We start from the raw sequence: 25,486 nt of genomic DNA, 5'->3' as shown, positions 1-25,486 counted from the left end.
AGACATATGTCTAACAGAGATTTGCACGTATGTCTAGAACAAACGTCTGAGACGATCGGGTAGGCTGCTGAGCATGGGAAACAGAGAAGATCTCCTGGCGGGGGCGCGCAAAGTGATTCTCGAGCGCGGCGTCGCGAAGGCGACCGCACGTGATATCGCCGCCGCGGCGGGGGTGAGCCTGGCCGCGATCGGCTACCACTTTGGGTCGAAGGATCGCCTCGTCACCGAGGCATTGAGTGAGGCGCTCGGCACCGGGATGGGCGATGCGATGGACGAGCTGATCGCCGCAGGCACCGGAAAGTCACCGCTGGAGGGGCTCGCGCTGCTGTGGAACGGGATGCCCGAGGTGTTCGCAGGCAATCACGAGGCGATGCTGGCCAGCCTGGAGAACATCGTGCGGATCGTGCGCTCCGACGACGCGCGGGCGCAGCTGGGCGACCAGCTGTCCGGGGCGTTCGCCGACCTCGGCGCCCATGTGCAGGCGGCCCACCCCGAGCTCGACGCGGCACAGGCCGCGGCGATCGGGCGGATGTATTTCGTGATCGCCCAGGGGCTCGGGTTGCTGTGGCTGCTGGACCCGGGTGAGGTGGCTGTCGATGGTGATCAGCTCACGGTGGCGATCCGGGCGCTCGCGGGGAAGTGAGCCGCCTGGTCACGGGCGGTGGTAGTGATCGGGCGCTTCGACCCAGAACGGCTGCGCTGATCCGTAGGGTGGTGCGGGCCAGCGATAGTCGTCGTAGTCGGCGAATGCCGGTGCGGCCGTGATCAGTTCGCTGTGCGTGACGGTCGACGCCGGCTCCGGCGGGGTCGGCGCGGGGTGGTCGGGGCAGCGGTCGTCCGCGGCCAGGAGCCAGGATGCGGTGCGTGCCAGGGAAACTCGGACGTTGCGGCCGAACCCGTCGTCGGCGCGAGCCAGCAGGGCATCCATGACGGCGGCGGCCAGCAGGTAGCCCGACCCGTGGTCGAGTGCCTGCGCGGGCAGTGCGCCGGGCCGATCCGGCGCTCCCTCGAGCAACGAAATGCCGGACACCGCTTGGACGATGCTGTCGAAACCTCGACGCGCGCCCCACGGTCCGCTCGTACCCCAGGCGGAGACCGAGGCCTCGATCAAGCCGGGACGTCGGGCAGCGCGGACACCGGCCGCGGCGAGGGCACCCGGGCGGTAGCCGGTGACCAGTACATCGGCCTCGTCGAGGAGGATCTCGAAGGTCGCCAGGTCGGTGCGCAGGTCGAGCAAGGTCGAGCGTTTGCCCTGGCCGTTGTCGGAGAACTGCCAGTCGATCTCGGGCAGGTGCGGTGGGTCGATTCGCAGCACGTCGGCGCCGAGCAAGGCCAGCGTCCGGGTGGCCACCGGGCCCGCGAGGACGCGGGTGAGGTCGAGCACGCGAAGGCCGCTCAGTGGTCGCTCGATGGTCGCCACGCGCTCGCCCGCACCTGGCCACGGCGTGGTGGGCGTGCGCGCGTCGCGCGCATCGACGGCGGCCAAGGGCCCGAGGGCGGCCGCGCGGCCCATCGGGCTGTCGGCCCATTCGCCCTCGGTGCGCACTCGTGCCGCGATGGCGCCCACGGCAGCGGCGGCGTCTTCGATCTCGGCGCCCTTCATCGCGGAAAACCGGGCGGTGAGCTGGGTGGCGTCTCCGGGGTCCGGGAGGTCGAGCGCGCGCAGCAATCGTTGCCGGTGATGTGGGTAGTTCGCGTGGGTGCGCACCCATCCGTCGGCGGTGGGAAAGAAGCCCGACAGCTCGGCGAAGAACGCGGGCGCGCTACCGCCTCGCCGGAACAGCCGTTCACTGCTGAACGCCGCGGTCACCCGGTCGGCATCGAGGCGAACGGGGCGCGCGGGCAAGCCGTGCGCGACTCTGACCCGGTTGGCGGCCGCGCTCACTGCCGCGACCGAACCCGCCGCGAGCGCCCACACCGGTAGGGTGGCCGCCAACCGCGCACCGGGATCCGGCACGTCGGCATCGCTCGACGGCGGGAGTCCCAGTCCCGCCTCGTAGGCGTGGACGAGCTGCTGCGCGGTGGTCACATCGACCAGCCTAGTTGCGGTGAAGAGGGTGAGGAGCGTGATGTGGGCGTGAATACAGCTGCGACGGAGTGGGTTCGGATCCTGCGATCGGACGCTGCGGCACGCGGGCGTTTGACGTGTTTTCCGCCCGGTGGGGGATCGGCGACCTTCTATCGGGAGTTGGCGCGACACGTCGGCGCCGGTGTGGAAGTGACGGCGGTGCAGTATCCGGGCAGACAGGACCGGCTCGACGATCCGACGATCACCGACCTGCATCTGCTCGCCGACCGGATCGCCGCGGACATCGCGCGTCAGGCGGGACCGGCTCGCGCGCTGTTCGGGCACAGCATGGGCGCGACCGTGGCCTACGAGACCGCGCTGCGACTCGCCGCCGGCGGACAACCGCCCCGCGTCCTCATCGTCTCCGGGCGTCCCGCACCGGAATTCGTCGAAACCGGACAGCTACACACAGGGTCGGACACCGCGCTCATCGACGAGCTGGAGCGGCTGGCGAACGATCCCGCACCGGTGCGGCTGCTGCGCACCGAACCGGGCCTGGCCGATCTCGTGCTGCCCGCCGTGCGCGCCGACTACCAGGCGGTCGAGACCTATCGGCATCGCCCGGGAGCACAGCTGAGCTGCCCAGTCGTCGCCTTGGTGAGTACCGAGGATCCGACGACCACGGTGGCCCAGGCTGAACAGTGGCGTGCGGTCACCGACGGGCCGTTCAGCCTGCGCACGTTCGGTGGCGGGCACTTCTACCTCGATGAGCAGCACGCCGCGGTGGCGCAGGAGATCACACGGCACGTGAACTGAGCCGGCGCTGGTACAGGCGCGCGTAGCCCAGCCACGACACGAGCACCGCCAGTGCCGCCAGTGCGCGCACCAAGCCGAGCGCGCTGTCGGGGTAGATCACCCCGGTGAGGTAGTGGTCGATGAAGCCGGCAGCGGGCAGCTCGCCCACCCCCGCTTGCCTGCGCGCCCAGTTCTCGGCGTAGGTGAGCGGGCAGTCGAAGCCGATCAGGATGGTGCCGAAGCCCCATGCCACGGCGAGTGCGTGCAGGCCGATCGTGCGGGGCCATCGCCACGCCAGGAAGCCGCCGGCGACCACGTACGCGATGAACGCGACGTGGGTGACGGCGAGAACGTCGGCCAGCACCCGGAACGGCACCTATTCAGGATATGTACCGTGCTCCCCGGGCGGCATCATGATCATCATTCCGGTTCGGCATCGCTTGCGTCACCAGGGTGAAGGCCGGTAATCCTTGAGGAAGCAGCCGTAGAGGTCCACGCCGTCCTCGCCCTGCACGATCGGGTCGTAGACGCGGGCGGCGCCGTCGACGAGATCGAGCGGGGCGTGGAAGCCCTCCTCGGCGAGGCGGACCTTGGTGAAGTGCGGGCGTTCGTCGGTGATCCAGCCGGTGTCGACCGCGGTCATCAGGATCGAGTCGGCCTCGAACATCTCGAGCGCGCTGGTGCGGGTGAGCATGTTGAGCGCGGCCTTGGCCATGTTCGTGTGCGGGTGCCCCGGGCCCTTGTAGCCGCGCCCGAACTGGCCTTCCATCGCCGAGACGTTGACCACGTACTTGCGCCGACCGGCCGCGGCGGCCAGGGCAGGCCGCAACCGTGACACCAGGATGAACGGCGCGACCGAATTGCACAGCTGTACCTCGAGCAACTCGGTGGCCTCCACCTCGCCGACGGTCTGCACCCAGCTGTTGGTGTGCGCCAGATCGGGCACCAGACCACCGGCGTCGATGGCCACGCCCGCCGCGATCCGCTCCGGGGTGGCCGAACCGGCGACCAGCGCGAGTTCGGCGACATCGGTGGCCGACAGCGACGGCGTGAGCGAGGCGGTGAGTGCGGTCGGGTGGGCCTGCATGGTCTTGCCGAACGTGACCATCTCCGGCAGGACGCCCGCGGGCAGCGGCGCGGTCTCGGCGTCGACCAGGGCGCTGTAGGCGCCGGCCGATCGACGCACCGTCTGGGCCGCGTTGTTGATCAGGATGTCGAGGGGGCCCTGGGCGGCGACGTCGTCGGCCAGCGCCACGACCTGCGCGGGGTCACGCAGATCGATGCCGACGATGCGCAGCCGGTGCAGCCAGTCGGCGCTGTCCTCCATGGCGGCGAAGCGGCGGATCGCGTCGTTGGGGAAGCGGGTGGTGATGGTGGTGTGCGCACCGTCGCGCAGCAGCCGCAACGCGATGTACATGCCGATCTTGGCGCGACCGCCGGTGAGCAGGGCGCGTTTGCCGGACAGGTCGGTGCGGGCGTCGCGCTTGGTGTGGCTCGCGGCCGCGCACTCGGGGCACAGCTGATGGTAGAAGGCGTCGACCTGGGTGTACTTCTGCTTGCAGATGTAGCAGGGACGCGCCTTGAGCAGGGTGCCCGCGCTGGCGCTCGAGGTGGACGAGCTGATCGGGATGCCCGCGGTCTCGTCGTCGATGCGCTGCGGGGACCCCGTCGCGGTCGCGGCGATGACGGCGCGGTCGTTCGAGGAGATCTGCTCCCTGGCCTCGATGCGACGGCGGTGCTTGAGCTTTTTGAACATGTGCCCGACGGCGCGCTGCACGGCGATGGAGTCGGGGTGTTCCTTCTCCAGCTGCCCGGCGCGTTCCAGTACCCGCAGACAGGTCGCCAACTCATCCGGATCGATCATGTTCTCGGTCATCGGGGAGTGCGACATTCCTTCGTGCGGGAGCGGTGGACGACATCTATTGTCGCATTGGCCGCGCGAGCGACCCGCTGGGTATCGTGATGGGCCGTCGCCGCAACCGCGCGACGGCTCTCGAACTCGACGGAGAACCGCGATTTCCCCGCTGGACACCGACACCGCAGACGCGCCGCGCAGGCGCAGGCTCGAACCCGACGAGCGACGAGCGCAGATCCTGGCGTGTGCCATCGACATGTTCGGTGAGCGGCCCTACGCGGCGGTGTCGACCGCGGAACTGGCCCAGCGCGCGGGGGTGGCCCGTGGCCTGATCAACCACTACTTCGGCAACAAGCGCGACCTTTATCTGGCGGTGGTGCGTCGCATGGTGACCCTGCCGCGTCAGGACAAGGTGTCCATTCCCGACGGCACACCGGGTGAGCGGGTCGACGCGATCGTGGGCTGGCTGCTCGACACCATCGCCGAGCACGGCACCACCTGGGTGAAGGTGACCAGCCACGAGGGTGTCGGCGACGACCCCGAGGTGCAGCAGATCCTCGATCAGGCCGACGATGCCGCCGCCGAACGCATGCTGGTGATGATCGGGCGCGCCGATCTGGCAGACAGTGCGCCTTTGCGCGCACTGGTCCTGGCCTACGCGGGTCTGGTGAAAGTCGCCGGGCGCGAATGGATCACCCGCGGCACCCTCACCAGAGCGCAGGTGCATCAACTGCTGGCCGACACCTTGCTCACGATGATCACCGTGACGATTCCCAGCGTGCTGATCACCGAGCCGGAACCGACCGGGGAATCGGGCGGGCGCTAGGAATCGAGCGCGCGACCCGAGCGCCGCATCGCGATCGCGGCGGCACTGTAGCGCTGGGGTCCGGCATGGCCGGGCGCGTGCCCGGTGCGGCCGAGCATCTGCTCGATCTTCTTCTCCCGGTGATGCTCGAACATCAGCGCACCGACACCGCCGCCGAGGAAAAGTAACGTCATGAACCCGGCCAGCACGGCCCATCCGGTGTGCTCGGTACCCGCCGCGACGAGGGTGCACGCGAGCCCGACCACCCCGATCGCGCACATGATGATGCCGGGAACGTTGTAATCGTCGGCCAGCAGATCACCGGCCTGGGCATGCCAGGCGCGGTCTGCCGACGGCGTGCTGTCGGGCATGAGTCCTCCTCGCGTGCTCAGGGGTGCGCGCAATGGTGTACCTGATGACCAGCATGAACCTGTTCCGTCCGCCGGGGTAAGGGTGTTAGCCGGTTCGTTACCAGGGGGCTCGCGCGAGTTGACACGTTATGTCACTGTGACCCTATTTCGCGTTTGAGCTGTGCTACCGGGCTTTTACTCCTTATTCTCGTCGCAAACCCGGCGCCGCACCTGTTTCGTTGTGCGCTCGGGGAGATCGGAGAGGGACCCGGGGTTGATGGCACGGTACGAGGAATGGGATGACGACCCCGAGCAGGAGTCCGACGATCGGCGTTGGGACGGCCAGCGCTGGCCGCAGGTGAGCGCGGACAGTGCGACCGGCGGTCGCCGCGGCGACCAACCGCGCGTGAATCCTTACTCCATGGTGGCGCTGGCCGCCGCGCTGGTGCTGCTGTTCCCGATCGCGATCGTGTTCGGGCTGCTGTCGTTCGGGCATCCGCGCGGGAGGGGGATCGCGGTGCTGGCACTGCTGCTCGGTATCTCCGAGGTGGCGGTCGCCGCAGCGATCGGGCTCGCCGTTGTCGGTGGGTTGGACGTGTCGATGCCGGCACTCGCCCAGTCGGCGGCGACCACCACGCCGACGCCGGTGTCGGTGACCTCGCACACGGCACCGACGGTGACCGAGGCCGTCCCGGTGACGAGCCCCGCGGGCGGCGGCGAGAAGAGCGGCGTGGTCGAGAAGGGCACGGAGTGCACCGCGGAGAAGGCCGGTCTGCTCGGCGTCGCGGCAGACGGTGCGACATTGCTGTGTCTGCGCGGACCGAGTGGTCATACCTGGTCAGGGCCGTTCAAGGTATCGGGGTCCTACTACACCGCGGGGGCTAAATGCGATCCCTCGGTGGACAAATCGGGCCGTACCTCCGACAACCACGCGCTCGTGTGCGAGGGCAAGGGCAGCGCCGCGGTCTGGTCGCCGTGGACCACGGAATAGGTTCTCACTCCTTCTTGGCCCGGCTCGGTTGCACGCGCGGCGGCTCATTGGGCATCTTCGGATACTGAGGTGGCCACGGTGCGTCCATCAGCCCCGCTGCCATGTCGCGCTCCGACATCGTCAGCAGCGGTTCGATCGATTGCGGTGCCCGGTTCGCCCAGGGATCACCCGACTCGGCGAGGCGGGCGGGCACGGTGGCCAGGGTGAGCTCATCGGGGACGACGGTGTCGAGTTCGGCCCAGGTGATCGGTGTCGACACCTGACCGCCGACCTTCGGCCGCACCGACCAGGCGCCGAACACGGTCTTGTGCGGGGCGTTCTGGTTGAAATCGATGAACACCCGCGAGCCGCGTTCCTCCTTCCACCACTGCGCGGTGATCTGCTCGGGATGCCTGCGCTCGAGCTCCCTGGCCAGCGCCACCGCGGCGGCCCGCACCTCGTAGCCGTCCCAGCGCGGTTCCAGCGCCGCGTAGATGTGCAGGCCGCGTGAGCCCGAGGTCTTGATGGACGAGTCGACGCCGAGTTCGGCCAGCAGTTCGCGGGTGAGCACCGCAGCCCGGCGCAGATCATCGAAACCGATCCCGGGCGAGGGATCGAGGTCGATGCGTAGTTCGTCGGCGATCCGCAGATCCGGAACGTGATTGGGCCACACGTGAAAACCGAGACAGCCCTGATTCACCGCCCACAGGATGTGCGCGAGATCGTGGGCCACCAGCGCGTCGCTGGTGGTGCCGTTGGGGGTCGACACCTCCACGGTCTGCAACCAGTCCGGCGCGGACTTCGGTACCCGCTTCTGGAACCACGATTTGCCCGACGCGCCGTCGGGATAGCGTTCCAGCAGTAGCGGTCGGCCGCCGATCACGCCGAGCAGCGGTTCGGCCACAGCGCGGTAGTAGTTGACCAGATCGAGCTTGGTCTCGCCGCGTTTGGTGAAGTAGACCTTGTCGGGATTGCTGATGGTCAGCGTCCGGCCGTCGATGTCGAGTTCCACCGCGGCGCTCATCGGCCGACTCCGAAGATCGCGTCGAGCTCGGCGGGCGCCACTTCGTCGAGCTGGGCGTAAGTGCACGAATCGGGGGTCCGGTCGGCGCGGAACCGCGCCAGCCGCCCGCCGTGGCGGAACCGTCCCGACTGCACGTGCTCGTAGCGCACTTCGGCGACCAGCTCGGGCCGCAGCGGCTCCCACGACAGATCCTTGCCCCCGCTCCAGCGGCTCTGCCCGCCGGGCATCTTGCCGTCGGCGTTCGCCTGCGCGGCGGCGTCGGCCCAGTTGCGCCACGGATGCTCGTCGAGCGCGTTCTCGCGCAACGGCGCCAGCTCGCCGAGCAACTCGCGGCGCCGGGCCGCGGTGAAACTCGACGCCACCCCGACATGGTGCAGATTGCCCTCGTCGTCGAACAGGCCGAGCAGCAGCGAACCGACGCCTTCGCCGTCCTTGTGCATCCGGTAACCGGCGACCACGCAGTCGGCGGTGCGCTCGTGCTTGATCTTGAGCATCACGCGCTTGTCCTGCAGGTAGGCCAGCTCGTCGGACTTGGCCATCACGCCGTCGAAGCCCGCGCCTTCGAAGCGGGTGAACCAGTCCTGAGCCACGTCGGGATCCTGGGTGATCGGCGTGAGATGGATCCGGCCGGGCGCGGCGTCGAGCAACGACTCGAGCTCGCGGCGCCGCTGCGCGAACGGTGCGGTGGTCAGATCGCGATCGCCGAGGGCGAGCAGATCGAAGGCGACGAAACTGGCCGGTGTCTCCGCTGCGAGCTTGGTGACCCGCGACGCGGCCGGATGCAACCGCTGCTGCAAGGTGTCGAAATCGAGGCCGTGATCGGTGACGACCACGATCTCCCCGTCGATGACGCAGCGTTGCGGCAGCGCCTCCTTCAGCAGCTCGGCCAGCTCGGGGAAGTACCGGGTGAGCGGGCGGTCGTTGCGGGAGCCGAGTTCGATCTCGTCACCGTCGCGGAACACGACGCAGCGGAAGCCGTCCCACTTCGGCTCATAGCTGAGTCCTGGTTCGCGCGGCAGCGACGGCGTCGACTTGGCCAGCATGGGGCGCACTGGCGGCATCACCGGTAGATCCATCCGATCCTCCTCGCGGGTGTGTTCACCCGTGTCGACGATGCGAGCACGCCCGATTCATCGGTGTGTGAGGCGATCGTAGGACGGGGGACCGACACGTGCGCGGACATCGAGTGCGTGCCTGTCGCGCTCGCCGAGTCCGCGCCGGAGTTCATCGGCGGGCGCGACAGCGGCCCGGGAACGAGATCAGCTGTCGAGCCAGCCGTGCTCGTCGGCGAAGGTGGTGAACCGGTCGCGGATGGTGATGATCTCGGCCGCGGTGAGCGCGGGGGACGCTTCCAGCAGCAATTCGGTGATCTGCTGACGCAGTTCGTCGGGACCGAGCCGGTCGCCGCCCTTGCGCGTCTTCGGAGCGGCGGGGGGCTGTCCGACCCCGGTCAGGTTGATCGCCTTGGGACCCCGATCGCCTTCGGTCACATCGAATTCGAACAGGCGACCCTGGCGCAGCTCGTCCTCGTCGAGACCGATGTCGTTGACGTGGACGAATACATCGGGCCCGCCGTCATCGGGCCGGATGAATCCGAAACCCCGTGAACCGTCGAACGACACCAATTTCCCGATGGACACCAACAGACTCCTCGCTCCGCTTCCCGTCGCTACTCTAACGCGGCTTTTGGGCGATTTCGCCCGGAAAGTGGATAGTCGGCGAAATCTTGGGATTCGCGATGCGGGCGGCCTGACCGAGCATGGTCACGATCCGGTAACTGCGTGTTCACATCGGCTCATTAGCGTTGCTCACCTGTCGAAACGGTGTGGAGGTTGTGGACGCGTGTCGGACCCCGGTGTGGGGAGCAGATCGGGGGGATACGGCGCCGGTAGTGGCGTTTTGTCGGCGACGGCGCGCACCGGGAGCGACCCGGTGTGTGCGCGCCCCGCCGCGTCACCGGTGCTCGGCCCGCGACCGTGTCCGGCCCATGTGCCGCTGGCGCCCGCGCAGGAGCGGATGTGGCATGCCGCGCGACTCGGCCGGTCGGCGGACTGGAATGTCGCGCGGGCGATGCGCTTGCGTGGCGCGTCGGTCGACGTGGCAGCACTGCGGGCGGCGCTGAAACTTCTTGTCGGTCGCCATGTTCCGCTGCGGACCCGGTTTCCGGCGACCGAGCTCGGTCCGGCTCAGTGCGTCGTCGACCCCGACGATGTCGTCCTCGATGTGGCCGAATGCGGCGTCGGCGAAGCCGAACTCGCCCCCGCCGTCGCCGCGCTGGCCGGGCAGCCCTTCGACCTCGCCCGCGACCTGCCGGTGCGGGCGCGGCTGTTCGTGCTCGGGCCCGACGATGTGGTGCTCGCCCTTGTCGTGCACCACATCTCGGTCGACGGCCGCTCGATGGGCCCGCTGATCCGCGACCTCGTCACCGCCTACCTGGCCTGTCGCGCCGGTACCACCCCGCACTGGCCGCCGCTGCCGATCAGCTACATCGACTACACCCTGTGGAAGCACGAGCAGCTCGGCGAGTTCACCGACGAGTGGAGCCGGGCCACCCATCAGCTGCGGTACTGGGCCAATGCGCTGGCCGGCCGCCCCGCCCTGCTCGACCTGCCCGTGCGTGAGCTCCCCGCGGCCCCGATCGACCCGGTCGCCGGTGCGCTGCTGCCGATTTCGTTCGACGCCGCGACCCACGCCGGGCTGCTGCGGATGGCGCAGGAGGGGCGGGCGAGCCTGTTCATGGTGTTGCAGACCGCGTTCGCGCTCACCGTCGGCGCGTTCGCGCGCAGCGCCGATGTCACGGTCGCCACGGCGGTTTCGGGTCGCGATCACCGCCTGCTCGACGATCTCGTCGGCAACTTCTCCGCTGACGTGCTGATGCGCGTGCGCCTCGACCGTGCCGCCGATGTCGGCGAACTCCTCGATCAGGTGCGCCGGGTCGCGCTTGCCGCGTACGCCCACCCCGACACCCCCAACCCACGCCTCAAGCGCTGCCTGCCGCAGGACGCAGCGCTGCCACTGTTCCAGGCCACCCTCATCCTGCAGCGAGCGGGGGCGCCGCGCACGCCCGTCGAAAGCACTCCCGCACAGGGGCTTTCGATCACCGAGGTGCCGACCGGGGTGGTCAGGGCCAAGCACGACCTCGAGTTCGGGCTCACCGACCACTACGATCCGCTCGGAGCGCCCGCCGGGGTCGACGGGTCGTTCATCTACCCGATCGCCCGGTTCGACGAGGCGACCGCGCAGCAGTTCGTGGCGCGCTTCCGCGCGGTCGTCGGGCTGCTCGCCGACGGGTATCGCGGACCGCTCACGGTGCTGCTGGCGACCACCGGCCGCGGTTGTGCGCTGAGCACCGCGCGCCGCGCCACCCGGGTGCTCGTCTGATCAGCCGCCGCGCTCCATCGCGTATCCGGCGTCGCGCCACGCGACGATGCCGCCCGCGAGGCTGAACGCCTCGTAACCCGCGCGGTGGGCCACCGCGGCGAAACGCAGCGAGGTTTCCCCGACCGGGCACACGAACACCACCGGCCGGGACCGCGGAAACGGCACGCCCTGGGCGAGCATCTCGTCGAGCTGGTCGTCGCGGATGTTGAGCGCGCCCGGGACATGCCCGACGCGGTAGGCCATCGCGCCGCGGGTATCGACGACGGTGGGTCTGGCGGTGCGGTCGAGTTCGGCCAGCTCGGCGGGGGACAGCGTCGGCGCGGTGTCGTCGGGGCTCGGGGGTGCGGGCCCGGTGGGCTTGCCGAACAGCTCCGGCCTGCGTTTGGCGAGATAGGACAGATACGGTTCGATCCGGTCGCACACAATCAGCACGGCCACCAGTGCTCTGCCCTCTGGGCGTGGTGCCGCGGCCAGGGTGCGAAGGGCGGCGCAATAGCCCGCGCCGCTGGTGGGTCCGGCGAGCACGCCGTAGCCGCGCATCAGGTCGAGGGTCGACTCGATGGCCGCGGCGGAGTCGACGGTGACGATCTCGTCGTAGAAATCGGGCCGGAACAGGCCGACGTCCCACATCTCGCGCTCGGAGCGGATACCGGGGATGAAATCGAAGCGGTCCGACACCACCCCCACGGTGCGCAGGCCCGGATGGTGGGCGAGCAGGGCGGTGGCGGTGCCTCGGGTGGAGCCGGTCGTGCCGAGTCCGCCGATCAGGTAGTCCAGGTGGTCGATGCCCGCGTCCGCGAGGTCGGTGGCGATCTCGGTGCCGGTGCCGTCGTGATGGGCGGCGATATTGCGCTCGTTCGTGTATTGCGAGGGGTGATACCAGTGGTCGGGCGCCTGACCGATGGTCTGCTCGATGACCGCCGAAACATCATCGGCGGCATGGGGATCAGGGCATTCGGACAGGCCGGGAAGTTCCACGATCTCGGTCCCGAGCAGTTGCAGCAGTTGGCGGACCTCGCTCACCCGGATCCGGTTGGTGACCGCGCGCAACGGGATGCCGTGCAGTGCGCCGAGTACCCGTAGCGCTTTGGCGGTGTTACCGCTCGACGCCTCGATGAACGACTGCCCGCCCGCGCGGACACGCTCGAGGTCGTCGCGGATCATCGCCCAGGCGACGCGGTCCTTCACCGAACCGAAGGGGTTGTGCGACTCCAGTTTCGCGTACAGCTCGACCTCGGGCAGCCCGTGGACGGCGGGGTCCAGGCGCAGCAGGGGAGTGTTGCCGATCAGCTCGGTGATGTGGGTGTAGACCATCACCGGCCCCCGGGCCGATAGTCGGCGTCAGGGCACAGCACGAACTGTCCGTCTCGGTGCAGCACAGCGACTTTCGCGGGTGTCGGGTGCATGCCGGCCTGCGCGGCCGACAGGTCCGTGTGGTAGGCGGCGGTATTGGGGAACACCACCGGATCGCCGGGGGACGGTAGCTGCTGAACTCGCACCTGCCGCTGGGTGATCAGATCGCGCTCGAGACACCGGTGCCCGGCGAAATACACCCCGGCCGGGCGCGGCTCGGCTACGTCGGCCAGCACGATCGGATCGATGAGCACCTCCTGGTCGGCGGCGGTGACGGTGTCGCGGCTGAGATCCAGATGGACCAGCGTCGCGCCGTTGCCTGCCTGTTTGACGAACTCGACCTGGGCCACGGTGATGCCTGCCTGGTCGACCAGCGCTTTGCCCGGTTCGAGCCACAGGTCGAGGAGATTGTCGGTGAGGACCGCCGCCAGCGCCCGTCCACCGTGCCCGGGCAGCGGCGCGGCGAGCAGTTCGGCGAGGATGTCGGCGGCGGGTTCGGTATTGGCGTACTTGTGGAACACCGGTGCGCCGTGCACCATTCCTTCGGCGACGTGATAACCGAAAGTGTTGTTGCCCCAGTGCATCGCGGGGCCACGCCCGAGCAGGCCCGCCCGCAGTGCGTGGTCGTAGGCGTCGTACCCCCCGGCATCGGCGGTGAAGACCTGGCGCAGGCCGCCGCCGATATCGAGCACCGTCGGCGTCAGGCCGTGCGCGTAGGCCCGTTCGATCAGTTCCAGACAGTCGCCCACGGCGTTGACCCGTTCCGCGGTGGCAGCGGTATCGAGGTGAAAGGCGAATCCCAGCAGCCGCAGCCGGTCTCGGTGGCGTACCAGCAGCTCCAGCGCCGTGGCTACGTCGGCGAGGTCGATACCGAACCGGCTCGGTGAGCTGCCGGAGAATCCCGAAATACGCAGCAACACCGGGACAGCCGCCGCCGGGGACGCCAGCTCGGCCAGGGTCGCGAGTTCCCAGAGGTTGTCGACATTGACCGTCGCCGCGGCCGTCAACGTGGCCCGCAGCAGCGTGGCGCCCTTGGGCCCGGTCACCTCGATGCGATCGGCGGGGAATCCGGCGGACAGCGCGGAACGCAGTTCCCCCGTGGACGCCACATCGACGGCGATTCCCGCGTGCGCGGCCGTGTGGGCGAACGCCGCCGAGCGATTCACTTTGTGCGCGTAGCAGATTCGATGCCGGACCGCTGCGTTGTCGAGCACGGCGCGCAGTGCGGCGAGGTTGGCGGTGAAGATCTGCGGGAACACCAGATGCACGGGGGAGCCGTAGCGGCGCAGCGCGGCGCGCACGCCGTCGCGATCGGTGAGGAACGCGGCGACGAGCGGATGCAGCGCGGCGGGAACGGCGGGCGGGATCATCCCACCGACGCGCCGGGCACCTGCGCCGGCACGTCGTCGACCGGGTTGTAACCGCCATCGCGTAATGCCTCGAAGACACGGAACCTGTTGCGCGGACTGCGGATCCGCGCGATCACCCGCTTGGACTCCAGATCGATCTCGACGACCGGGATCTCCATCGACTCGAGCAGAGCGGTGATCGTGCGGACACAATGTCGGCAGCTCATATCGGGAACGTAGAAGACACCGTCGTCGCCGGTGGGTGCAGTGCCCGGCTGTTCCTCGGTCAGATCCTCGAGTACCTCCACCGAACCCGTCAGCGCGGCGAACGTCTCGACGAACCGATCGACGACCGTGGCGAGGACGTGCACACCGGCGCCGTCGACGTCGTGTTGGGTCGCCGCGAGACAGGTGGGTCGCGTGTCGGCGGGCAGCAGCGCGTATTGCCGTGAGATCAGGTCGAGGTCGTCGTGGTATTTCGCGACGGCCGCTTCGGTCTCGAGGCCCTCCTCGCTGGTCGCGCGCAGCATCACCGCGTGCGCGTCGGCGATGGTGGCGTCTTTCATCGCGCGCAGGACGGCGATCGAGTCGGCGGTGTAGCGCACGGACCCGTCGGGCTGGGTGACAAAGCGCACCGGGATCATGCCGCGCCGGAAGGTTGATGCCTGCAATTCCCAGAACCAGCGGGTGGCGACGGCGGTGAAGATGCCGCAATCACGCATCCCGGTGGCGAATTCGACGAGCCCGCGATAGGGGGTGTCGGCGGCGATCAGCCCGTGCTGGACCAGTGCGCGCCCTGTTGCCTCGATACCGACCCGGAAGATCTCGTGCGGATCGTGATCGGTGGTGGTCGCTAAAAGAACGCCGTGATCGTGGGCGGGGAGGGCCGCGGCGCGCGCCGGGAGTCCGGATGCCGCCAGCGAATGCCACAGCGCGAGGACTGTTTCCCGCGCGAGCACCGCGAGTTCGGGGCCCGCGCCCGCGGTGTGGAAGTACCCGGTGTTGGGAATGCCCGCGCTGTCGGCCCACGTGAGGCGGTGGGTCGCGCTGGTCACCTGATCCGGGCGGCACGGGCGCATGAACCGTTCCAGGTACATCCGCTGGGACTGTGTGAGCGAGGCACCCGATTCAGGCTGTAATGCCCTGGCCCGGTAGGTGATTCGAGCCACAGGCGCCGGTTCGGTGGCGGCGAACAGTCCGGGAGCGGCCAGGCGGGCCAGTACCCGGGACGCGGCGCGACGATCGTAGTGCTGCACGGTGGGCGAGCCCATCGTTCCTCCTCGGCGTCGGGGGCTTGAAGGACAGGTCGTTCAGCGCCCGTGGCCGGCGATGCCGGACACGCAGGCGACGAATCGGTCGATCTCGTCGAGGGTGTTGTAGAGGTGGGTACTCACCCGCACCGAACCGTTCCCGGCATCGGCCGAGGGCACGCAATGCGCTCCGGTTCGCACCAGGAAGCCGGCATCGGCCAGGACGAACCCGAGGTCGGCCGCGCTGACCGTGTCGAGGGTGAACGAGACGATCCCATAGCCGACGGCGCACGTGGCGTGTGCGGGCCCGGGAAGGAAGTCGAGCCCGGGGACCTCGCGCAGGCCGTCGATGAGCCGCAGGGTGAGCACCCGGTTGTGCTCGGCGACAGCGAAGCGATCGAGCTCGTCGAGGAGGTCGAAAGCCGGTGCCAGGGAAAGGATCCCGGGGATGTTGTGGGTACCGCCCTCGAGCAGCTCGGGCATTCCGGTGCCGACGAGACCGGTTTCGGTGATCCTGACCCCGGTGTTCCCGCCGGGCAGGAAGGGCCGCAGCCTGTCGTGCACCCGGCGGTGGCAGTACAGCAGGCCGATCCCGGGCGCACCGAACATCTTGTGTCCCGCGAAGACCGCGAAGTCGGCACGCAGCGCGGTCACGTCGACCGGGAGGTGCCCTCCGCTCTGCGAGCAGTCGAAGCACAGCAGGATCTCGGGGTCGATCCGGCCGCGCAATTCCTCGAGGGTGGTGAGCCCGCCGTACACGTGATGGAGATGGCTGGTGGTGATCAGACGGGTGCGCGGACCGACCCGTGCGAGGATGTCCTCGATGTCGGCTTCGCCGGTCGCGGTGCTGCGATAGGGCCGCAACACGATTCGGCGGCCGAACCTGGCGAGGGTGTCGCGCAGGTGGTGCCACGGCAGCACATTGGCGGCGTGATCGGCCGGGTTGTAGAGGATCTCGTCGCCGTCGTCGAGCTCGGCCAGGCCCCAACTGTGCGCGATCGCGCCGAGTGCGGCGGTGGCTCCGCTGGTGAACACGATCTCGTCGACGTGGTGCGCGCCGAGGAAACCGGCCGCCCGGGTCCGGACGGCGGCGATCCGCGCCGACAGCGCGGTGGCCCAGCCGTAGGTGCCGCGGCCCGCGTTGGCGGTGTGCTCGCGGTGGTAATCGGTGACGGCCGCGATGACGGTGTCGGGCTTCTGCGTCGTCGCGGCACTGTCGAGATAGACCACCGCGGGATCGGCCAGGGCCGGAAACCGCGTGCGAATCGAGGCGGGCACCGGGGTGGGCGCGTGCCGGATCACCGAGGCGGCGGCAAGCTCGGGCCGGACGGGGTGCACCCGCTCAACGATACGCACGTTTCTGGTACGGCTCGCGAAGAATTCTCAGGCGCAAGGCTTTTCGGTGTCGCCGGTCGGCGTCGGGCTCAGTAGTTGCCTTGCAGGTACTCGACGAGGTGTTCACGTTCGGCGGCCAGTTCGGTGATTTCACTCTTGACCACGTCACCGATGCTGACGATGCCGACGAGCCGGTCGGACTTCACCACCGGCATGTGCCGGATCCGGTGCTCGGTCATCACATCGCGCAGCGAGGACACGTCCTCATCGGGCCCACAGGTGCGAACCCGGGCGGTCATGATGTCGGTGACCGGCCGGTCCAGCAGCGCGGCGCCGTGGACGTGCAGATGACGCACCACATCGCGTTCGGAGACGATGCCCGTGATCACGGCGCCATCGGGGGAAACGACCACCGCGCCGATATTGTGGTCGGCCAGTGCCGCGAGCAGGTCGCGCACGGTGGTCTGCGGCGGCACGGTCGTGACCGCCCTGCCCTTGTTGCGCAGGATCTCCGCTATCCGCATACGCGCACCACCTGTCCGGATCGATCGTCGCCCACCAGCATGACCTGTCGGAACCGGTCTGACCAGCACGAAGACGTTACGACCGCGCTATTCGTCGTCCAGCCCCGCGGACAGGTATGCGGCAGCGGCCAGCCACTGACGGCACTGCGGACCATGGATGTCGTGTTGGCTCAGCATCTCGCGCGCCTGACGGTAGGTGAGCCCGTTCGGCTCGTCGCTACACGCCGTGGGCGGTACACCTGCGGCACTGAGGTGTCGCTGAAACGGACTGCTCATCGAGTCCCCTCCCATTCGGCGACGGGAGGCCCGCCCGGCTGGGGAGCCGAGGTACCTCCCGGTGATCTTGCGGCCTGAGTCTACGGGCGGTTCATTTTCGAATGCAAGCACATCTGCACGCTCGTTGCGGCCGTGTCGGCTCGCGATGGGGTTGCGGCGCTTACGAATTCAGGGGGCTGGACGAGACGGTCGGCGCCTGGCCGCGGTCATGACGCCGGGTAAGTACCGACCGGTGCGCGGTGGCGTTTCGCGTGTTAATGTCCCCATCGCGCAAGGCAGATGCAAGAACGTTTGTGCGTGCATCTGCAATTTTCGTACCGGTGGGCATCATTCGACAACGAGGAGTGCGGTATGTCCGGAATGCAGCATGATCAGCGTGAACGCCCCGGAGACGGCGCGTGGCGCAAAAGCACCTACAGCAACCCCAGTGGCAACTGTGTCGAGGTCGCCGAAGCCGCCGACGGCTCGGTCGCCGTACGCAACTCGCGCGACCCGCACGGGTCGGTGATCTTCTACACCCGGCCCGAGATCGACGCATTCATCCGCGGCGCGAAGGCCGGAGAGTTCGACTACCTCACCGGGTAATCGGTAGGATCTGGGTCCATGACGGCTGAACCCGACGAGATCGGTCGCGTACAACCTGTTGTCGACCGTGGCCCCACCGTGTTGCGTATCGCGCTCGGTGGCCAGTTGCGCAAGCTACGCGAGGGCAAAGGCATCACCCGCGAGGCCGCGGGCGATGCGATCCGCGGCTCGCACGCCAAGATCAGCCGGCTCGAGCTGGGCCGCACCGGTTTCAAGGAACGCGACATCCGGGATCTGCTCACGCTCTACGGCGTGCACGACCCGGTGGAACGCACCTCGTTCTTCGAGTTGGCCAGGCAGGCAAGCGAACCCGGCTGGTGGCATCGCTACAGCGACCTGCTGCCGTCGTGGTTCAGCACCTACCTCGGGCTCGAGCAGGCGGCCAGCCAGATCCGTACCTACGAAGCACAGCTGGTACCCGGGCTGCTCCAGACGCCGGAGTACACCAGGGCGATCGTCACCCTCGGTTTCGACGACGCCGAAACCGATCGCCGGGTCCAGGTTCGGCAGTTACGCCAGGATGTCCTGCGCCGGGTCGACCCGCCGGTGGTGTGGGCGGTGATCGACGAAGCCGTGCTGCATCGTCCGATCGGCGGGCGTGAGGTGCACCGGGCCCAGCTCCGCTACCTCGCCGAGCTCTCGGAACTGCCGAACGTGACGGTGCAGGTGCTGCCGTACTCGGCGGGCGGGCACGCGGCGGCGGGTAGTTCGTTCAGCATTCTGCGCTTCGGCGAGCCGGAACTGCCCGATATCGTCTACCTCGAGCAACTCACCAGCGCGCTCTACCTCGAGCGCCGCCAGGACCTCGCGATGTATCTGTCGGTGATGGATCAGCTCAGCGTTCAAGCCGAACGGCCGGATCGCTCACGCGAGATACTGCTGTCCTACGCCGAGCGGGACTGACAGCCGAGCGGAGCTGATCGGTCGGGCGGGCTCGGACACGGAGAGCTGATCGGACTGCGCGCGAGGGGCGGGGCAGTCGATCGGTGGGTACCGATTCGCGGTCAGTACCGGATACAGCCGGCGGCGATACGCCAGAAAGTATCGGGAGTCAGCGTTTGCAGATCCCAGTCATCGGCCAGTTCGTGCGCGGTGGTCACGATCCGGTCGATATCGAAATCGTTGCGGGTCGCCGCGCCGGTGGATTCCACGGCGTCGATGACGAAGGCGACCGCGCTTTCCCTCGACCATCGAGCGGAGCCGGGGTGATCGGCCGCCGCGCGATCGGCGAGGCCGAAACGGCCCGTGGTGTTGTTCATATGAATGCCCCTGTGCTTCTCAGGCAGTGGCAAACCCAAGGCAATCCTGGCCCCGGGTGTGCCGCTCGCGGCCTCCCCTGACTATCCCCTGAATTGTGTTGCGGCCCTGAGTTTAGGACGGAGAGACTTTCAGATGCAAGCACATCTGCACGATCGATTCCGTCTCGATGCGGTGCATTTCCCGGCTTCTGAGCGGCGAATCCAGGGTGGCGCCACCACCTCCGTCAAATGTGGCGCTCGGATAGTGGCGTGACCGGCGGCTGGTTGTGTTCATCAGGTGGCGACAATGCGGCACGAGTTGACGACAATCGCGCTCAGCGGGCGAAATATGTTGTGATAGTTAATTTGTGGCTATCAAATGGCCGCGACGGCTGACTCGATCGTCTCCGATCCGGAGACCAGCTCCAGTGTGCGCCGAAAAGTGTTGTCCGCGACCAAGATCGACGCGAGTGTCGCGGCGACGTCGGCGCGTGGCACCGAATCGCGCGGAATCGGCGGTGGTCCGAGCGTGATCAGACCGTTGCCTTCGGTGTCGGTGAGCCGGCCCGGTCGCAGGATCGTCCACGCCAGCGCGCGAGTCCGCAGGTCCTCCTCGGCGCGGGTCTTGGCGTCGATATAGGCGGCCCACACCTCATCGGTCCCCGGGGCGGGCGGGCTGCCCGCGCCCATCGTCGAGATCTGGACGAACCGCGCGACGCCCGTGTGCTCGGCGGCGTCGGCCAGCTGTACCGAACCGTTGAGGTCGACCGTGTACTTGCGCGCGGCACCGCTGCCCGCGCCCGCACCCGCGGCGAACACCACCGCGTCCGAACCTGCGACCGCCGCCGCGAGGTCGGCGGGGCTGTCGCGTTCCATGTCGTAGATGACCGGCACGCCGCCGGTCGCGGCGATATCGGCGGCTTGGCCGGGTTCACGGATGAGCGCGTGGACGTGATCGCCGCGCTGGGTCAGTACCTGGGCGAGCAGGAGAGCGATTTTGCCGTGTCCACCGGCGATGACGATGCGCATGGGATGCTCCTATCAGCGTTCGGGGCCGCCGGGATTGCAGTTCGCCGCCACCGTGGCCTGATATCCGACGGCGGGGCGCCACGGTTCGAGATTCCAGCTCGGCTTGTCGGGCGCTACCATCCTGGCCCAGACCCAGTGGCACACGAACTGGTCGCGCATCCCCGGCGCGTCGGCGTCGGCGTCGAGGGCACGTACTTCCTGCCACGCGAGTTCGTCGGTGCCGGGCGCGGCGGTTTTGCGGCCCGCCTGGGTGGGGAAGACGAGCAGGCGGGGGCCGTCGACGTTCTCGGTCCAGGTCACGTGATCGATCAGGGGCAGGCCCGCGTAGGGGTCGACAGTGGTGGTGGGCGGCGCGATGGTGGCGGGCACCCGCTTCGTGGTGGTCGTCGTCGGGGCGGTGGTGCTGGGTGCGGTGGCGACCTCGGTGGTCTCGGCCGAGCCGCAGCCGGTGAGGACGGCCGCCGCGGCCAGTGCGAGCGAGAACTGCCACCGTGTCACGAATGCCCTTTCTGTCACCGCGGGCCGAGCAGCGCCCGCCGTGCCAGCTTAGTGCGGCCGGCGAGGCCGCGCCGCGAGCGTCAGTGCCACAGCGACCGGCAGGGCAACCGGCGCAGGCCGGGGCCGACATTGCCGTCCACGGTCACCAGCAGGCCGGAATATACGGCCGCCGAGGTGAACTCCCACGCCTCGGCCTGGGTCGCGGCGTATTGCAGGACCAGTGCGTCCTCGGGGGTGGGGCCGTCGAAGTAGACCGTGATCCGCCGGGTCGGTATCTCGTTCGGGTCGATGCGGTGGAGGGTGGCGGCGATGTTCTCGTCGGTGGGAATCATGGCGTGCTCCTTTCGCCCCGGCACTGGTGAGCGCCTTCCTGCTCGACGGTAGGTCTTGCACCATCGAGAGGAACACGTTCCGATTTCGCTTGGAGATCTCACAATCCACCTGTCGCCGCGGCGGTGCGCCCGCATATCGGCGTCCTGCCTCCGGTCACAACCGCACCCAGGTGAGGTTGTGAGCTCCGCCGATGTTCGCGGCGACCCGTCGACGAGGAGCCACGGTACCGGCGAAGATCGGTCTCGACAGCAGCGACACGGGAGGGACAGCCGCATGATCTGGGATGCCGCGGCACGACACAGCAGGCCGGGCCGAACGCTATTGGTCTGCCTGGCGGCAGCGGTGCTCACCGTGGTCCCCGCCGCGGCAGGCCACACCACACCGCTGTACCCGACTGCCGACCCCGACCCCTTCTACAGCCAGCCGGCCGACCTGGCCGAGCACAAGCCCGGCGACGTACTCGGCGTACGGCAGATGCCGGGGCTGGCCATGTTCCCCGACACCACTATCACCCTGATCCAGTTCCGCTCCACCAATTCCGCGGGCGACCCGATCGCCGCGACGACGACGGTGCTGCAGCCGAACAATCACCGCACCGACGCCCCCGTGCTGTCCTACCAGCACATCATCAACGGGCTCGGCACGCGCTGCTCGGTCTCCAAGGTCCTCTACACCGACGATCCGGATCTGATGGTGCGCGAGGCGGTGGCCTGGAACTACGCGCTCAAGCGCGGCTGGACGATGGCCGTGCCCGACCACCTCGGACCGAATTTCGCCTACGGGGCAGCGAAATTGGGCGGCCAGGTGACCCTCGACGGTATCCGCGCGGTGCGCCAGGTCGAGCAGTTGCGGGTCGGCGGCAGCCGGGTCGCGATGGCGGGGTACTCCGGTGGCGGCATGGCGACGGCGTGGGCGGCGGCACTGCAGCCCGAGTACGCGCCCGAGCTCGAGATCGCGGGGGCGGCGATGGGCGGGGTGCCGATGAACCTGGTATCGATGCTCGAGGGGCTCGGCTTCGGTTCGCATCCGGTGTTCGGTCTCGCGCTGGCCGCGGGGATCGGGCTCGAACGGGAATACCCCCAACGGTTCCCGATCAGCGATCAGATGAATGCCAGCGGTTTGGCCGCCCGCGCGTCGATCCGTGACGCCTGCACCAACGACATCCTCGGGGCGGGAGCCGGGCGCGGCATCCTCGACTTCGCGGCTACCACCTCACTGGTGGAGGATCCCGAAGCTCGCGCCGTGGTGGAGGAGAACAGCCTCGAGCTGTATCCGGGCGCGCCGACAATGCCCGTCTTCGAATGGCATTCGCCGATCGACGGCCTCATCCCGGTCGACGCGATCACCTCCACCACCCATCGCTGGTGTGCCGCGGGCGCCAAGGTTGTCAGTCAGCAGACACCGACCCCGGACCATCTGACCGCAGCTGTGCTCGGACTGCCTTCCGCGCTGAGTTGGCTCGATGCCCGGCTGCAGGGGGAACCGGCGCCCAGCACCTGCTGAGCCGGTTCGATCGGCCCGGATCCGCTCGCCCCGAAGCGGATCCGGGCCGATTCGCGTCGTCACGGACGATTCGTGTTGCGATACAGCGGCATTGCGCACACGACTCGGGCACAACGCCGAAGTCGGTTCGCCCCGCCCCGTACCGTGAAGGATCTGACGACGGCGCGGTGGGGGAGTTTCGGCGGGGGTCGGAGCACCGCATAGTGGCACGTCATCGACGAATCCGTTGCCACCCGAAGGCGTGTGTGCCATGAGATCTGTTCGAGTACTTGTCGGTTCGATGCTGCTGCTCGGCTCCTTCGCGGCAGGCACGGCGGCCGCCGAGCCGCCGCCGACCCAGGAATTCCCGGTGCCGCAGGTGGGGACACCCGGTTTCCTGCCCGATCTGCAGCGCTGGATCGACCAGGTGATTCCGTCGCCGATCCCGGCGAACGACGCCGATCCGGCGGCCGAACTCGCGGCACTGCACGCGGCGGTGCTCCCGTCGGCGGTCGGCGATCCGATCTTCGACCAGTGGCCGACCGGGCTCGACGAGTTGTCGCCCGGCGATCTGATCGAATCCCGCGACGTCACCGCGACCGCGGCCTGGTTGACCCTGGTCCCCATCCGCTCGGCGACGCTGCTGAAATTCCGCACCGACGACGCCCACGGCAGACCGTCCTACGCCACCGCGACCCTGATCGTGCCCGCCACCGAGTGGACCGGGCCGGGGGATCGCCCTGTGCTGGTGAACAACCTGCCCATCGACGCGCTGGGCCGCAAGTGCACTCCCGGCTACTCGCTGGCGCACGGCCTGACATCGCAGTCGAGCTCCACAGAGTTCATTCCGCCGACGACGCAGCTGGCGGTCCTGCGCGGGTACGCGGTCCTGGTGCCCGACCACGAGGGCCCGTGGATGGCGTACGCCGAACCGTATGTCGCCGGGCACGCGGTGCTCGACGCGATCCGGGCGGTGCGCGGTGTCGACCCGGCGGCCTACGGCGACAGCCGATTCGCGATGACCGGCTATTCCGGTGGCGCCATCGCCACCCACGGTGCGGCCAAGCTGATCGATTCCTACGCACCGGAACTGGGCGACGTCATCGTCGGCGCGGCGCTGGGCGGGGTGCCCGCCGACTTCGAAATCCTTTCGCGCAGTATGAATGCCAACCTCGCATCCGGAATATTTATGGCCGCGACCTTCGCGATCGGCCGGGAGCGACCCGAAATCCTCGCCGCGATGAACAATCTCGGGCGCTGGGTCACGACCTCGATTATGAAAGATACGTGCGCCAGCGTGTTCGCGGTGCCGGGAATCTTGCACCTGCCGATCGATGTGGGCGCCAACATCGCCGATCCGCTGCGTTCGGAACTGGCCACCGAGATCTACGAGATCACCCGGATGCAAGGAATGCGGTCGTCGACTCCGCTCTACATCTACAACGGTGACCAAGAGTGGTGGATTCCCGCCGAGGGTGCGCGCAATCTCTACGATGAGCAGTGCGAACTCGGGGCGAACGCGGTGTATCGCGGCGTGCTCGGTGAGCACATCATCGGCGCGGCGACCGGCTATCCGGAGGCGGTGCTGTGGCTCGACGAGCGACTTCTCGGAGTCGCGGCGCGCAGCGAGTGCTGAACATTTTCCTGTGCCCTGTCATGGCACTTTTCGAGGGGCTGTGGTGACCTACCCAGACCGCGCGTGACAATCGTCTCGTAAGTAATTCTGCGGCTTATGTTTTGGGCGGTTTCGACAAGCCATTCGTTCTCCCGGAAGAAAAGGGCGACGAATATTCGAATCGCACAGGAAGACAAGTCAACACATGAAATCTCCCAGTCGCAGGCGCACGCTGCACACGGCGGTATTCGCCGGAGTCGGCGCCCTCTCCATGGTGTTCACCGGGCCGGGGGCGAGCGCGGCTCCCGCCTCGGCGCCGACCGAGCAGGATCTTGCCGGCATCATCTCCGAAGGCCGGCAGGTCGCCGGCTCCGGGTCGGCGTGCACCTCCGGCAGTGGCGCCGGATCCGGTAACGGGTCCGGTGACTGCTACGGCGGTTCGGGCTCCAGCTCGGGTTCCTCGGGTGGCTATTCCTCCGATCCCGGTGCGTACGGACCGGAGTCGACGGCGTTCCTCGCCGCGTTCGCCTACGGCCTCGGCAACCCCGATGCGGCCGCGCCCGGGACGAACGACTGGAACTGCAAGCCGACCGCCGCGCACCCTCGCCCGGTCGTGCTGCTGCACGGCACCTGGATGAACGCCTACAACGGTTACGCCTACATGGGCCAGCCCATCAAGGACGCCGGCTACTGCACGTTCACGTTCAACTACGGTCGCTCCAACATCATGGAGGGCGGCGGCCTCGGTTCGTTCCTGCCCGGCGTGATGGGCACCGGCTACATCGAGGATTCGGCCAAGCAGACCGCGGCGTTCGTCGATCGCGTGCTCGCCGCGACCGGTTCCGACGAGGTCGACATCATCGCGCACTCGCAAGGTGGGTCGATGGCGAACTACTACACGAAGTTCGAGGGCGGGGCCGCCAAGGTCAACAAGCTGATCACCTTCGGCGCCACCCACCACGGCACCAGCCTCGACGGTATCGGCGCCCTGGGCCGCATGATCAACAACCTGGGCATCGACATCCTGGGTCCGATCGAGATCTTCGTCGGGCACGCGGGCATCCAGCAGACCATCGGCTCGGATTTCGTCAACAACCTCAATGCCGGCGGTGACACCGTCGCCGGCGTCGACTACACCATCGTCGGCACCCGCTACGACGAGGTGACCAACCCCTACGAACTGACCTTCATGAAGGCCGGTCCGGGGGCGACGGTCCACAACATCACCCTGCAGGACGGCTGCGAGCAGGACATCTCCGATCACCTGACGATGATGTACTCACCGCGTGCCCTCTCGATCGCGCTTCGCGCGCTCGACCCGGTGCAGAACCCGCAGCTGACCTGCGCGTTCAACCCGTGGCTGGTCGGTGGCGGCGGCTCGCTGTGACCCGCTCGCACTGAGAACGACGAAGGCGCTGCCCACCATGGTGG

At 68.4% G+C, this 25,486-nt stretch carries 27 protein-coding genes; 10 read left to right on the top strand and 17 right to left on the bottom strand.

What is annotated here, in order from left to right; translation table 11 throughout:
- Positions 1 to 73 precede the first annotated feature (73 nt).
- Complete coding sequence (locus tag ACFULV_RS22795; RefSeq protein ID WP_378659763.1) at positions 74 to 643, top strand: TetR family transcriptional regulator; 570 nt, start codon at positions 74 to 76, stop codon at positions 641 to 643.
- Positions 644 to 652: 9 nt separating this feature from the next.
- On the opposite strand, the gene ACFULV_RS22790 is transcribed toward ACFULV_RS22795, so the two are convergent.
- Positions 653 to 2,029, bottom strand: coding sequence for a CoA transferase (locus ACFULV_RS22790; protein ID WP_378659761.1), 1,377 nt, complete (start codon positions 2,027 to 2,029; stop codon positions 653 to 655).
- 42 nt (positions 2,030 to 2,071) lie between these two features.
- On the opposite strand from ACFULV_RS22790, the gene ACFULV_RS22785 reads away from it, so the two are divergent.
- Positions 2,072 to 2,824, top strand: a complete 753-nt coding sequence (locus ACFULV_RS22785; protein WP_378659758.1) for a thioesterase II family protein — start codon at positions 2,072 to 2,074, stop codon at positions 2,822 to 2,824.
- Here ACFULV_RS22785 and ACFULV_RS22780 read toward each other — a convergent pair.
- A complete protein-coding gene (locus ACFULV_RS22780) occupies positions 2,805 to 3,179 on the bottom strand; it encodes a DUF2784 domain-containing protein (protein WP_378659756.1) in 375 nt (124 codons plus the stop codon). The genes ACFULV_RS22785 and ACFULV_RS22780 overlap by 20 nt on opposite strands.
- A gap of 69 nt (positions 3,180 to 3,248) precedes the next feature.
- Positions 3,249 to 4,679: an SDR family NAD(P)-dependent oxidoreductase gene (locus ACFULV_RS22775; RefSeq protein WP_378659753.1), complete on the bottom strand. Its 1,431-nt coding sequence runs from the start codon at positions 4,677 to 4,679 to the stop codon at positions 3,249 to 3,251.
- 235 nt (positions 4,680 to 4,914) lie between these two features.
- On the opposite strand from ACFULV_RS22775, the gene ACFULV_RS22770 reads away from it, so the two are divergent.
- The gene (locus ACFULV_RS22770) at positions 4,915 to 5,484 is read left to right on the top strand and encodes a TetR/AcrR family transcriptional regulator (RefSeq protein WP_378631343.1); all 570 of its coding nucleotides are present in this window, start codon (positions 4,915 to 4,917) and stop codon (positions 5,482 to 5,484) included.
- Here the strand turns inward: ACFULV_RS22770 and ACFULV_RS22765 are convergent.
- Positions 5,481 to 5,834, bottom strand: coding sequence for a hypothetical protein (locus ACFULV_RS22765; RefSeq protein ID WP_378659750.1), 354 nt, complete (start codon positions 5,832 to 5,834; stop codon positions 5,481 to 5,483). The two genes, ACFULV_RS22770 and ACFULV_RS22765, sit on opposite strands and share 4 nt — an antisense overlap.
- Before the next feature lie 256 nt (positions 5,835 to 6,090).
- On the opposite strand from ACFULV_RS22765, the gene ACFULV_RS22760 reads away from it, so the two are divergent.
- Complete coding sequence (locus ACFULV_RS22760) at positions 6,091 to 6,804, top strand: hypothetical protein (RefSeq protein WP_378659748.1); 714 nt, start codon at positions 6,091 to 6,093, stop codon at positions 6,802 to 6,804.
- A 4-nt stretch (positions 6,805 to 6,808) separates the two neighbouring features.
- On the opposite strand, the gene ligD is transcribed toward ACFULV_RS22760, so the two are convergent.
- The 3 genes from ligD to ACFULV_RS22745 form a co-directional block, all read right to left on the bottom strand.
- On the bottom strand, positions 6,809 to 7,807 hold the full coding sequence (ligD, locus tag ACFULV_RS22755; protein WP_378631346.1) for a non-homologous end-joining DNA ligase: 999 nt from the start codon (positions 7,805 to 7,807) through the stop codon (positions 6,809 to 6,811).
- On the bottom strand, positions 7,804 to 8,883 hold the full coding sequence (locus ACFULV_RS22750; RefSeq protein WP_378659746.1) for an ATP-dependent DNA ligase: 1,080 nt from the start codon (positions 8,881 to 8,883) through the stop codon (positions 7,804 to 7,806). Before ACFULV_RS22750 ends, ligD begins: the two co-directional genes overlap by 4 nt.
- 183 nt (positions 8,884 to 9,066) lie before the next feature.
- Positions 9,067 to 9,453: a cold shock domain-containing protein gene (locus ACFULV_RS22745; protein ID WP_378631467.1), complete on the bottom strand. Its 387-nt coding sequence runs from the start codon at positions 9,451 to 9,453 to the stop codon at positions 9,067 to 9,069.
- A 286-nt stretch (positions 9,454 to 9,739) separates the two neighbouring features.
- Here ACFULV_RS22745 and ACFULV_RS22740 point away from each other — a divergent pair, with 286 nt between their 5' ends.
- Positions 9,740 to 11,188 carry a condensation domain-containing protein gene (locus ACFULV_RS22740; protein WP_378659743.1) on the top strand — a complete coding sequence of 483 codons (1,449 nt, stop codon included), beginning with the start codon at positions 9,740 to 9,742 and terminating at the stop codon, positions 11,186 to 11,188.
- Here ACFULV_RS22740 and ACFULV_RS22735 read toward each other — a convergent pair whose 3' ends face one another.
- The 6 genes from ACFULV_RS22735 to ACFULV_RS22710 form a co-directional block, all read right to left on the bottom strand.
- A complete protein-coding gene (locus tag ACFULV_RS22735) occupies positions 11,189 to 12,502 on the bottom strand; it encodes a pyridoxal-phosphate dependent enzyme (RefSeq protein WP_378659741.1) in 1,314 nt (437 codons plus the stop codon). It lies immediately after the preceding gene.
- The gene (locus ACFULV_RS22730; protein ID WP_378659739.1) at positions 12,502 to 13,911 is read right to left on the bottom strand and encodes a decarboxylase; all 1,410 of its coding nucleotides are present in this window, start codon (positions 13,909 to 13,911) and stop codon (positions 12,502 to 12,504) included. The genes ACFULV_RS22735 and ACFULV_RS22730 overlap by 1 nt, the downstream gene beginning before the upstream one ends.
- The gene (locus tag ACFULV_RS22725) at positions 13,908 to 15,161 is read right to left on the bottom strand and encodes a heavy-metal-associated domain-containing protein (RefSeq protein WP_378659737.1); all 1,254 of its coding nucleotides are present in this window, start codon (positions 15,159 to 15,161) and stop codon (positions 13,908 to 13,910) included. The genes ACFULV_RS22730 and ACFULV_RS22725 overlap by 4 nt, the downstream gene beginning before the upstream one ends.
- Positions 15,162 to 15,200: 39 nt before the next feature.
- Positions 15,201 to 16,478, bottom strand: coding sequence for an aminotransferase class V-fold PLP-dependent enzyme (locus ACFULV_RS22720; protein ID WP_378659734.1), 1,278 nt, complete (start codon positions 16,476 to 16,478; stop codon positions 15,201 to 15,203).
- A gap of 86 nt (positions 16,479 to 16,564) precedes the next feature.
- Positions 16,565 to 16,999, bottom strand: coding sequence for a CBS domain-containing protein (locus ACFULV_RS22715; protein WP_378631357.1), 435 nt, complete (start codon positions 16,997 to 16,999; stop codon positions 16,565 to 16,567).
- Positions 17,000 to 17,086: 87 nt separating this feature from the next.
- On the bottom strand, positions 17,087 to 17,275 hold the full coding sequence (locus ACFULV_RS22710; protein WP_378631358.1) for a hypothetical protein: 189 nt from the start codon (positions 17,273 to 17,275) through the stop codon (positions 17,087 to 17,089).
- A gap of 351 nt (positions 17,276 to 17,626) precedes the next feature.
- Here ACFULV_RS22710 and ACFULV_RS22705 point away from each other — a divergent pair, with 351 nt between their 5' ends.
- Both ACFULV_RS22705 and ACFULV_RS22700 read left to right on the top strand, forming a co-directional pair.
- Entirely contained in the window at positions 17,627 to 17,860 is a 234-nt protein-coding gene (locus ACFULV_RS22705; RefSeq protein ID WP_378659731.1) for a DUF397 domain-containing protein, read from the top strand.
- A gap of 18 nt (positions 17,861 to 17,878) precedes the next feature.
- Entirely contained in the window at positions 17,879 to 18,763 is an 885-nt protein-coding gene (locus ACFULV_RS22700) for a helix-turn-helix domain-containing protein (protein WP_378631360.1), read from the top strand.
- A gap of 101 nt (positions 18,764 to 18,864) precedes the next feature.
- On the opposite strand, the gene ACFULV_RS22695 is transcribed toward ACFULV_RS22700, so the two are convergent.
- The 4 genes from ACFULV_RS22695 to ACFULV_RS22680 all read right to left on the bottom strand — a co-directional run bounded on the left by ACFULV_RS22695 (position 18,865) and on the right by ACFULV_RS22680 (position 20,957).
- The gene (locus ACFULV_RS22695; RefSeq protein WP_378659728.1) at positions 18,865 to 19,119 is read right to left on the bottom strand and encodes a hypothetical protein; all 255 of its coding nucleotides are present in this window, start codon (positions 19,117 to 19,119) and stop codon (positions 18,865 to 18,867) included.
- A gap of 354 nt (positions 19,120 to 19,473) precedes the next feature.
- Complete coding sequence (locus tag ACFULV_RS22690) at positions 19,474 to 20,127, bottom strand: SDR family oxidoreductase (RefSeq protein WP_378659725.1); 654 nt, start codon at positions 20,125 to 20,127, stop codon at positions 19,474 to 19,476.
- 12 nt (positions 20,128 to 20,139) lie between these two features.
- Positions 20,140 to 20,625 (bottom strand): DUF2599 domain-containing protein, encoded by a 486-nt coding sequence (locus ACFULV_RS22685; RefSeq protein ID WP_378659722.1) that lies wholly within the window; start codon positions 20,623 to 20,625, stop codon positions 20,140 to 20,142.
- A gap of 80 nt (positions 20,626 to 20,705) precedes the next feature.
- A complete protein-coding gene (locus tag ACFULV_RS22680) occupies positions 20,706 to 20,957 on the bottom strand; it encodes a hypothetical protein (protein ID WP_378659719.1) in 252 nt (83 codons plus the stop codon).
- 274 nt (positions 20,958 to 21,231) lie between these two features.
- On the opposite strand from ACFULV_RS22680, the gene ACFULV_RS22675 reads away from it, so the two are divergent.
- The 3 genes from ACFULV_RS22675 to ACFULV_RS22665 all read left to right on the top strand — a co-directional run bounded on the left by ACFULV_RS22675 (position 21,232) and on the right by ACFULV_RS22665 (position 25,442).
- Positions 21,232 to 22,461: a lipase family protein gene (locus ACFULV_RS22675; RefSeq protein WP_378659716.1), complete on the top strand. Its 1,230-nt coding sequence runs from the start codon at positions 21,232 to 21,234 to the stop codon at positions 22,459 to 22,461.
- Positions 22,462 to 22,711: 250 nt separating this feature from the next.
- Complete coding sequence (locus ACFULV_RS22670) at positions 22,712 to 24,076, top strand: lipase family protein (protein WP_378659713.1); 1,365 nt, start codon at positions 22,712 to 22,714, stop codon at positions 24,074 to 24,076.
- A 184-nt stretch (positions 24,077 to 24,260) separates the two neighbouring features.
- On the top strand, positions 24,261 to 25,442 hold the full coding sequence (locus ACFULV_RS22665; protein WP_378659710.1) for an esterase/lipase family protein: 1,182 nt from the start codon (positions 24,261 to 24,263) through the stop codon (positions 25,440 to 25,442).
- Positions 25,443 to 25,486 lie beyond the last annotated feature (44 nt).

It is taken from the genome of Nocardia sp. NPDC057272 (assembly GCF_042668615.1).
Classification (GTDB): domain Bacteria; phylum Actinomycetota; class Actinomycetes; order Mycobacteriales; family Mycobacteriaceae; genus Nocardia.
The sequence above is the reverse complement of the archived record's forward strand: the minus strand, read 5'-3'. Positions and strand labels throughout refer to the sequence as shown.

Excerpts from the sequence above, each read along its gene's own strand:
- ACFULV_RS22795 (WP_378659763.1), top strand. The coding sequence starts at position 74 with ATGGGAAACAGAGAAGATCTCCTGGCGGGGGCGCGCAAAGTGATTCTC.
- ACFULV_RS22775 (WP_378659753.1), bottom strand. The coding sequence starts at position 4,679 with ATGACCGAGAACATGATCGATCCGGATGAGTTGGCGACCTGTCTGCGG.
- ACFULV_RS22770 (WP_378631343.1), top strand. The coding sequence starts at position 4,915 with ATGTTCGGTGAGCGGCCCTACGCGGCGGTGTCGACCGCGGAACTGGCC.
- ACFULV_RS22765 (WP_378659750.1), bottom strand. The coding sequence starts at position 5,834 with ATGCCCGACAGCACGCCGTCGGCAGACCGCGCCTGGCATGCCCAGGCC.
- ACFULV_RS22760 (WP_378659748.1), top strand. The coding sequence starts at position 6,091 with ATGGCACGGTACGAGGAATGGGATGACGACCCCGAGCAGGAGTCCGAC.
- ligD (WP_378631346.1), bottom strand. The coding sequence starts at position 7,807 with ATGAGCGCCGCGGTGGAACTCGACATCGACGGCCGGACGCTGACCATC.
- ACFULV_RS22750 (WP_378659746.1), bottom strand. The coding sequence starts at position 8,883 with ATGGATCTACCGGTGATGCCGCCAGTGCGCCCCATGCTGGCCAAGTCG.
- ACFULV_RS22735 (WP_378659741.1), bottom strand. The coding sequence starts at position 12,502 with ATGGTCTACACCCACATCACCGAGCTGATCGGCAACACTCCCCTGCTG.
- ACFULV_RS22730 (WP_378659739.1), bottom strand. The coding sequence starts at position 13,911 with ATGATCCCGCCCGCCGTTCCCGCCGCGCTGCATCCGCTCGTCGCCGCG.
- ACFULV_RS22725 (WP_378659737.1), bottom strand. The coding sequence starts at position 15,161 with ATGGGCTCGCCCACCGTGCAGCACTACGATCGTCGCGCCGCGTCCCGG.
- ACFULV_RS22715 (WP_378631357.1), bottom strand. The coding sequence starts at position 16,999 with ATGCGGATAGCGGAGATCCTGCGCAACAAGGGCAGGGCGGTCACGACC.
- ACFULV_RS22710 (WP_378631358.1), bottom strand. The coding sequence starts at position 17,275 with ATGAGCAGTCCGTTTCAGCGACACCTCAGTGCCGCAGGTGTACCGCCC.
- ACFULV_RS22705 (WP_378659731.1), top strand. The coding sequence starts at position 17,627 with ATGTCCGGAATGCAGCATGATCAGCGTGAACGCCCCGGAGACGGCGCG.
- ACFULV_RS22700 (WP_378631360.1), top strand. The coding sequence starts at position 17,879 with ATGACGGCTGAACCCGACGAGATCGGTCGCGTACAACCTGTTGTCGAC.
- ACFULV_RS22695 (WP_378659728.1), bottom strand. The coding sequence starts at position 19,119 with ATGAACAACACCACGGGCCGTTTCGGCCTCGCCGATCGCGCGGCGGCC.
- ACFULV_RS22690 (WP_378659725.1), bottom strand. The coding sequence starts at position 20,127 with ATGCGCATCGTCATCGCCGGTGGACACGGCAAAATCGCTCTCCTGCTC.
- ACFULV_RS22680 (WP_378659719.1), bottom strand. The coding sequence starts at position 20,957 with ATGATTCCCACCGACGAGAACATCGCCGCCACCCTCCACCGCATCGAC.
- ACFULV_RS22675 (WP_378659716.1), top strand. The coding sequence starts at position 21,232 with ATGATCTGGGATGCCGCGGCACGACACAGCAGGCCGGGCCGAACGCTA.
- ACFULV_RS22670 (WP_378659713.1), top strand. The coding sequence starts at position 22,712 with ATGAGATCTGTTCGAGTACTTGTCGGTTCGATGCTGCTGCTCGGCTCC.
- ACFULV_RS22665 (WP_378659710.1), top strand. The coding sequence starts at position 24,261 with ATGAAATCTCCCAGTCGCAGGCGCACGCTGCACACGGCGGTATTCGCC.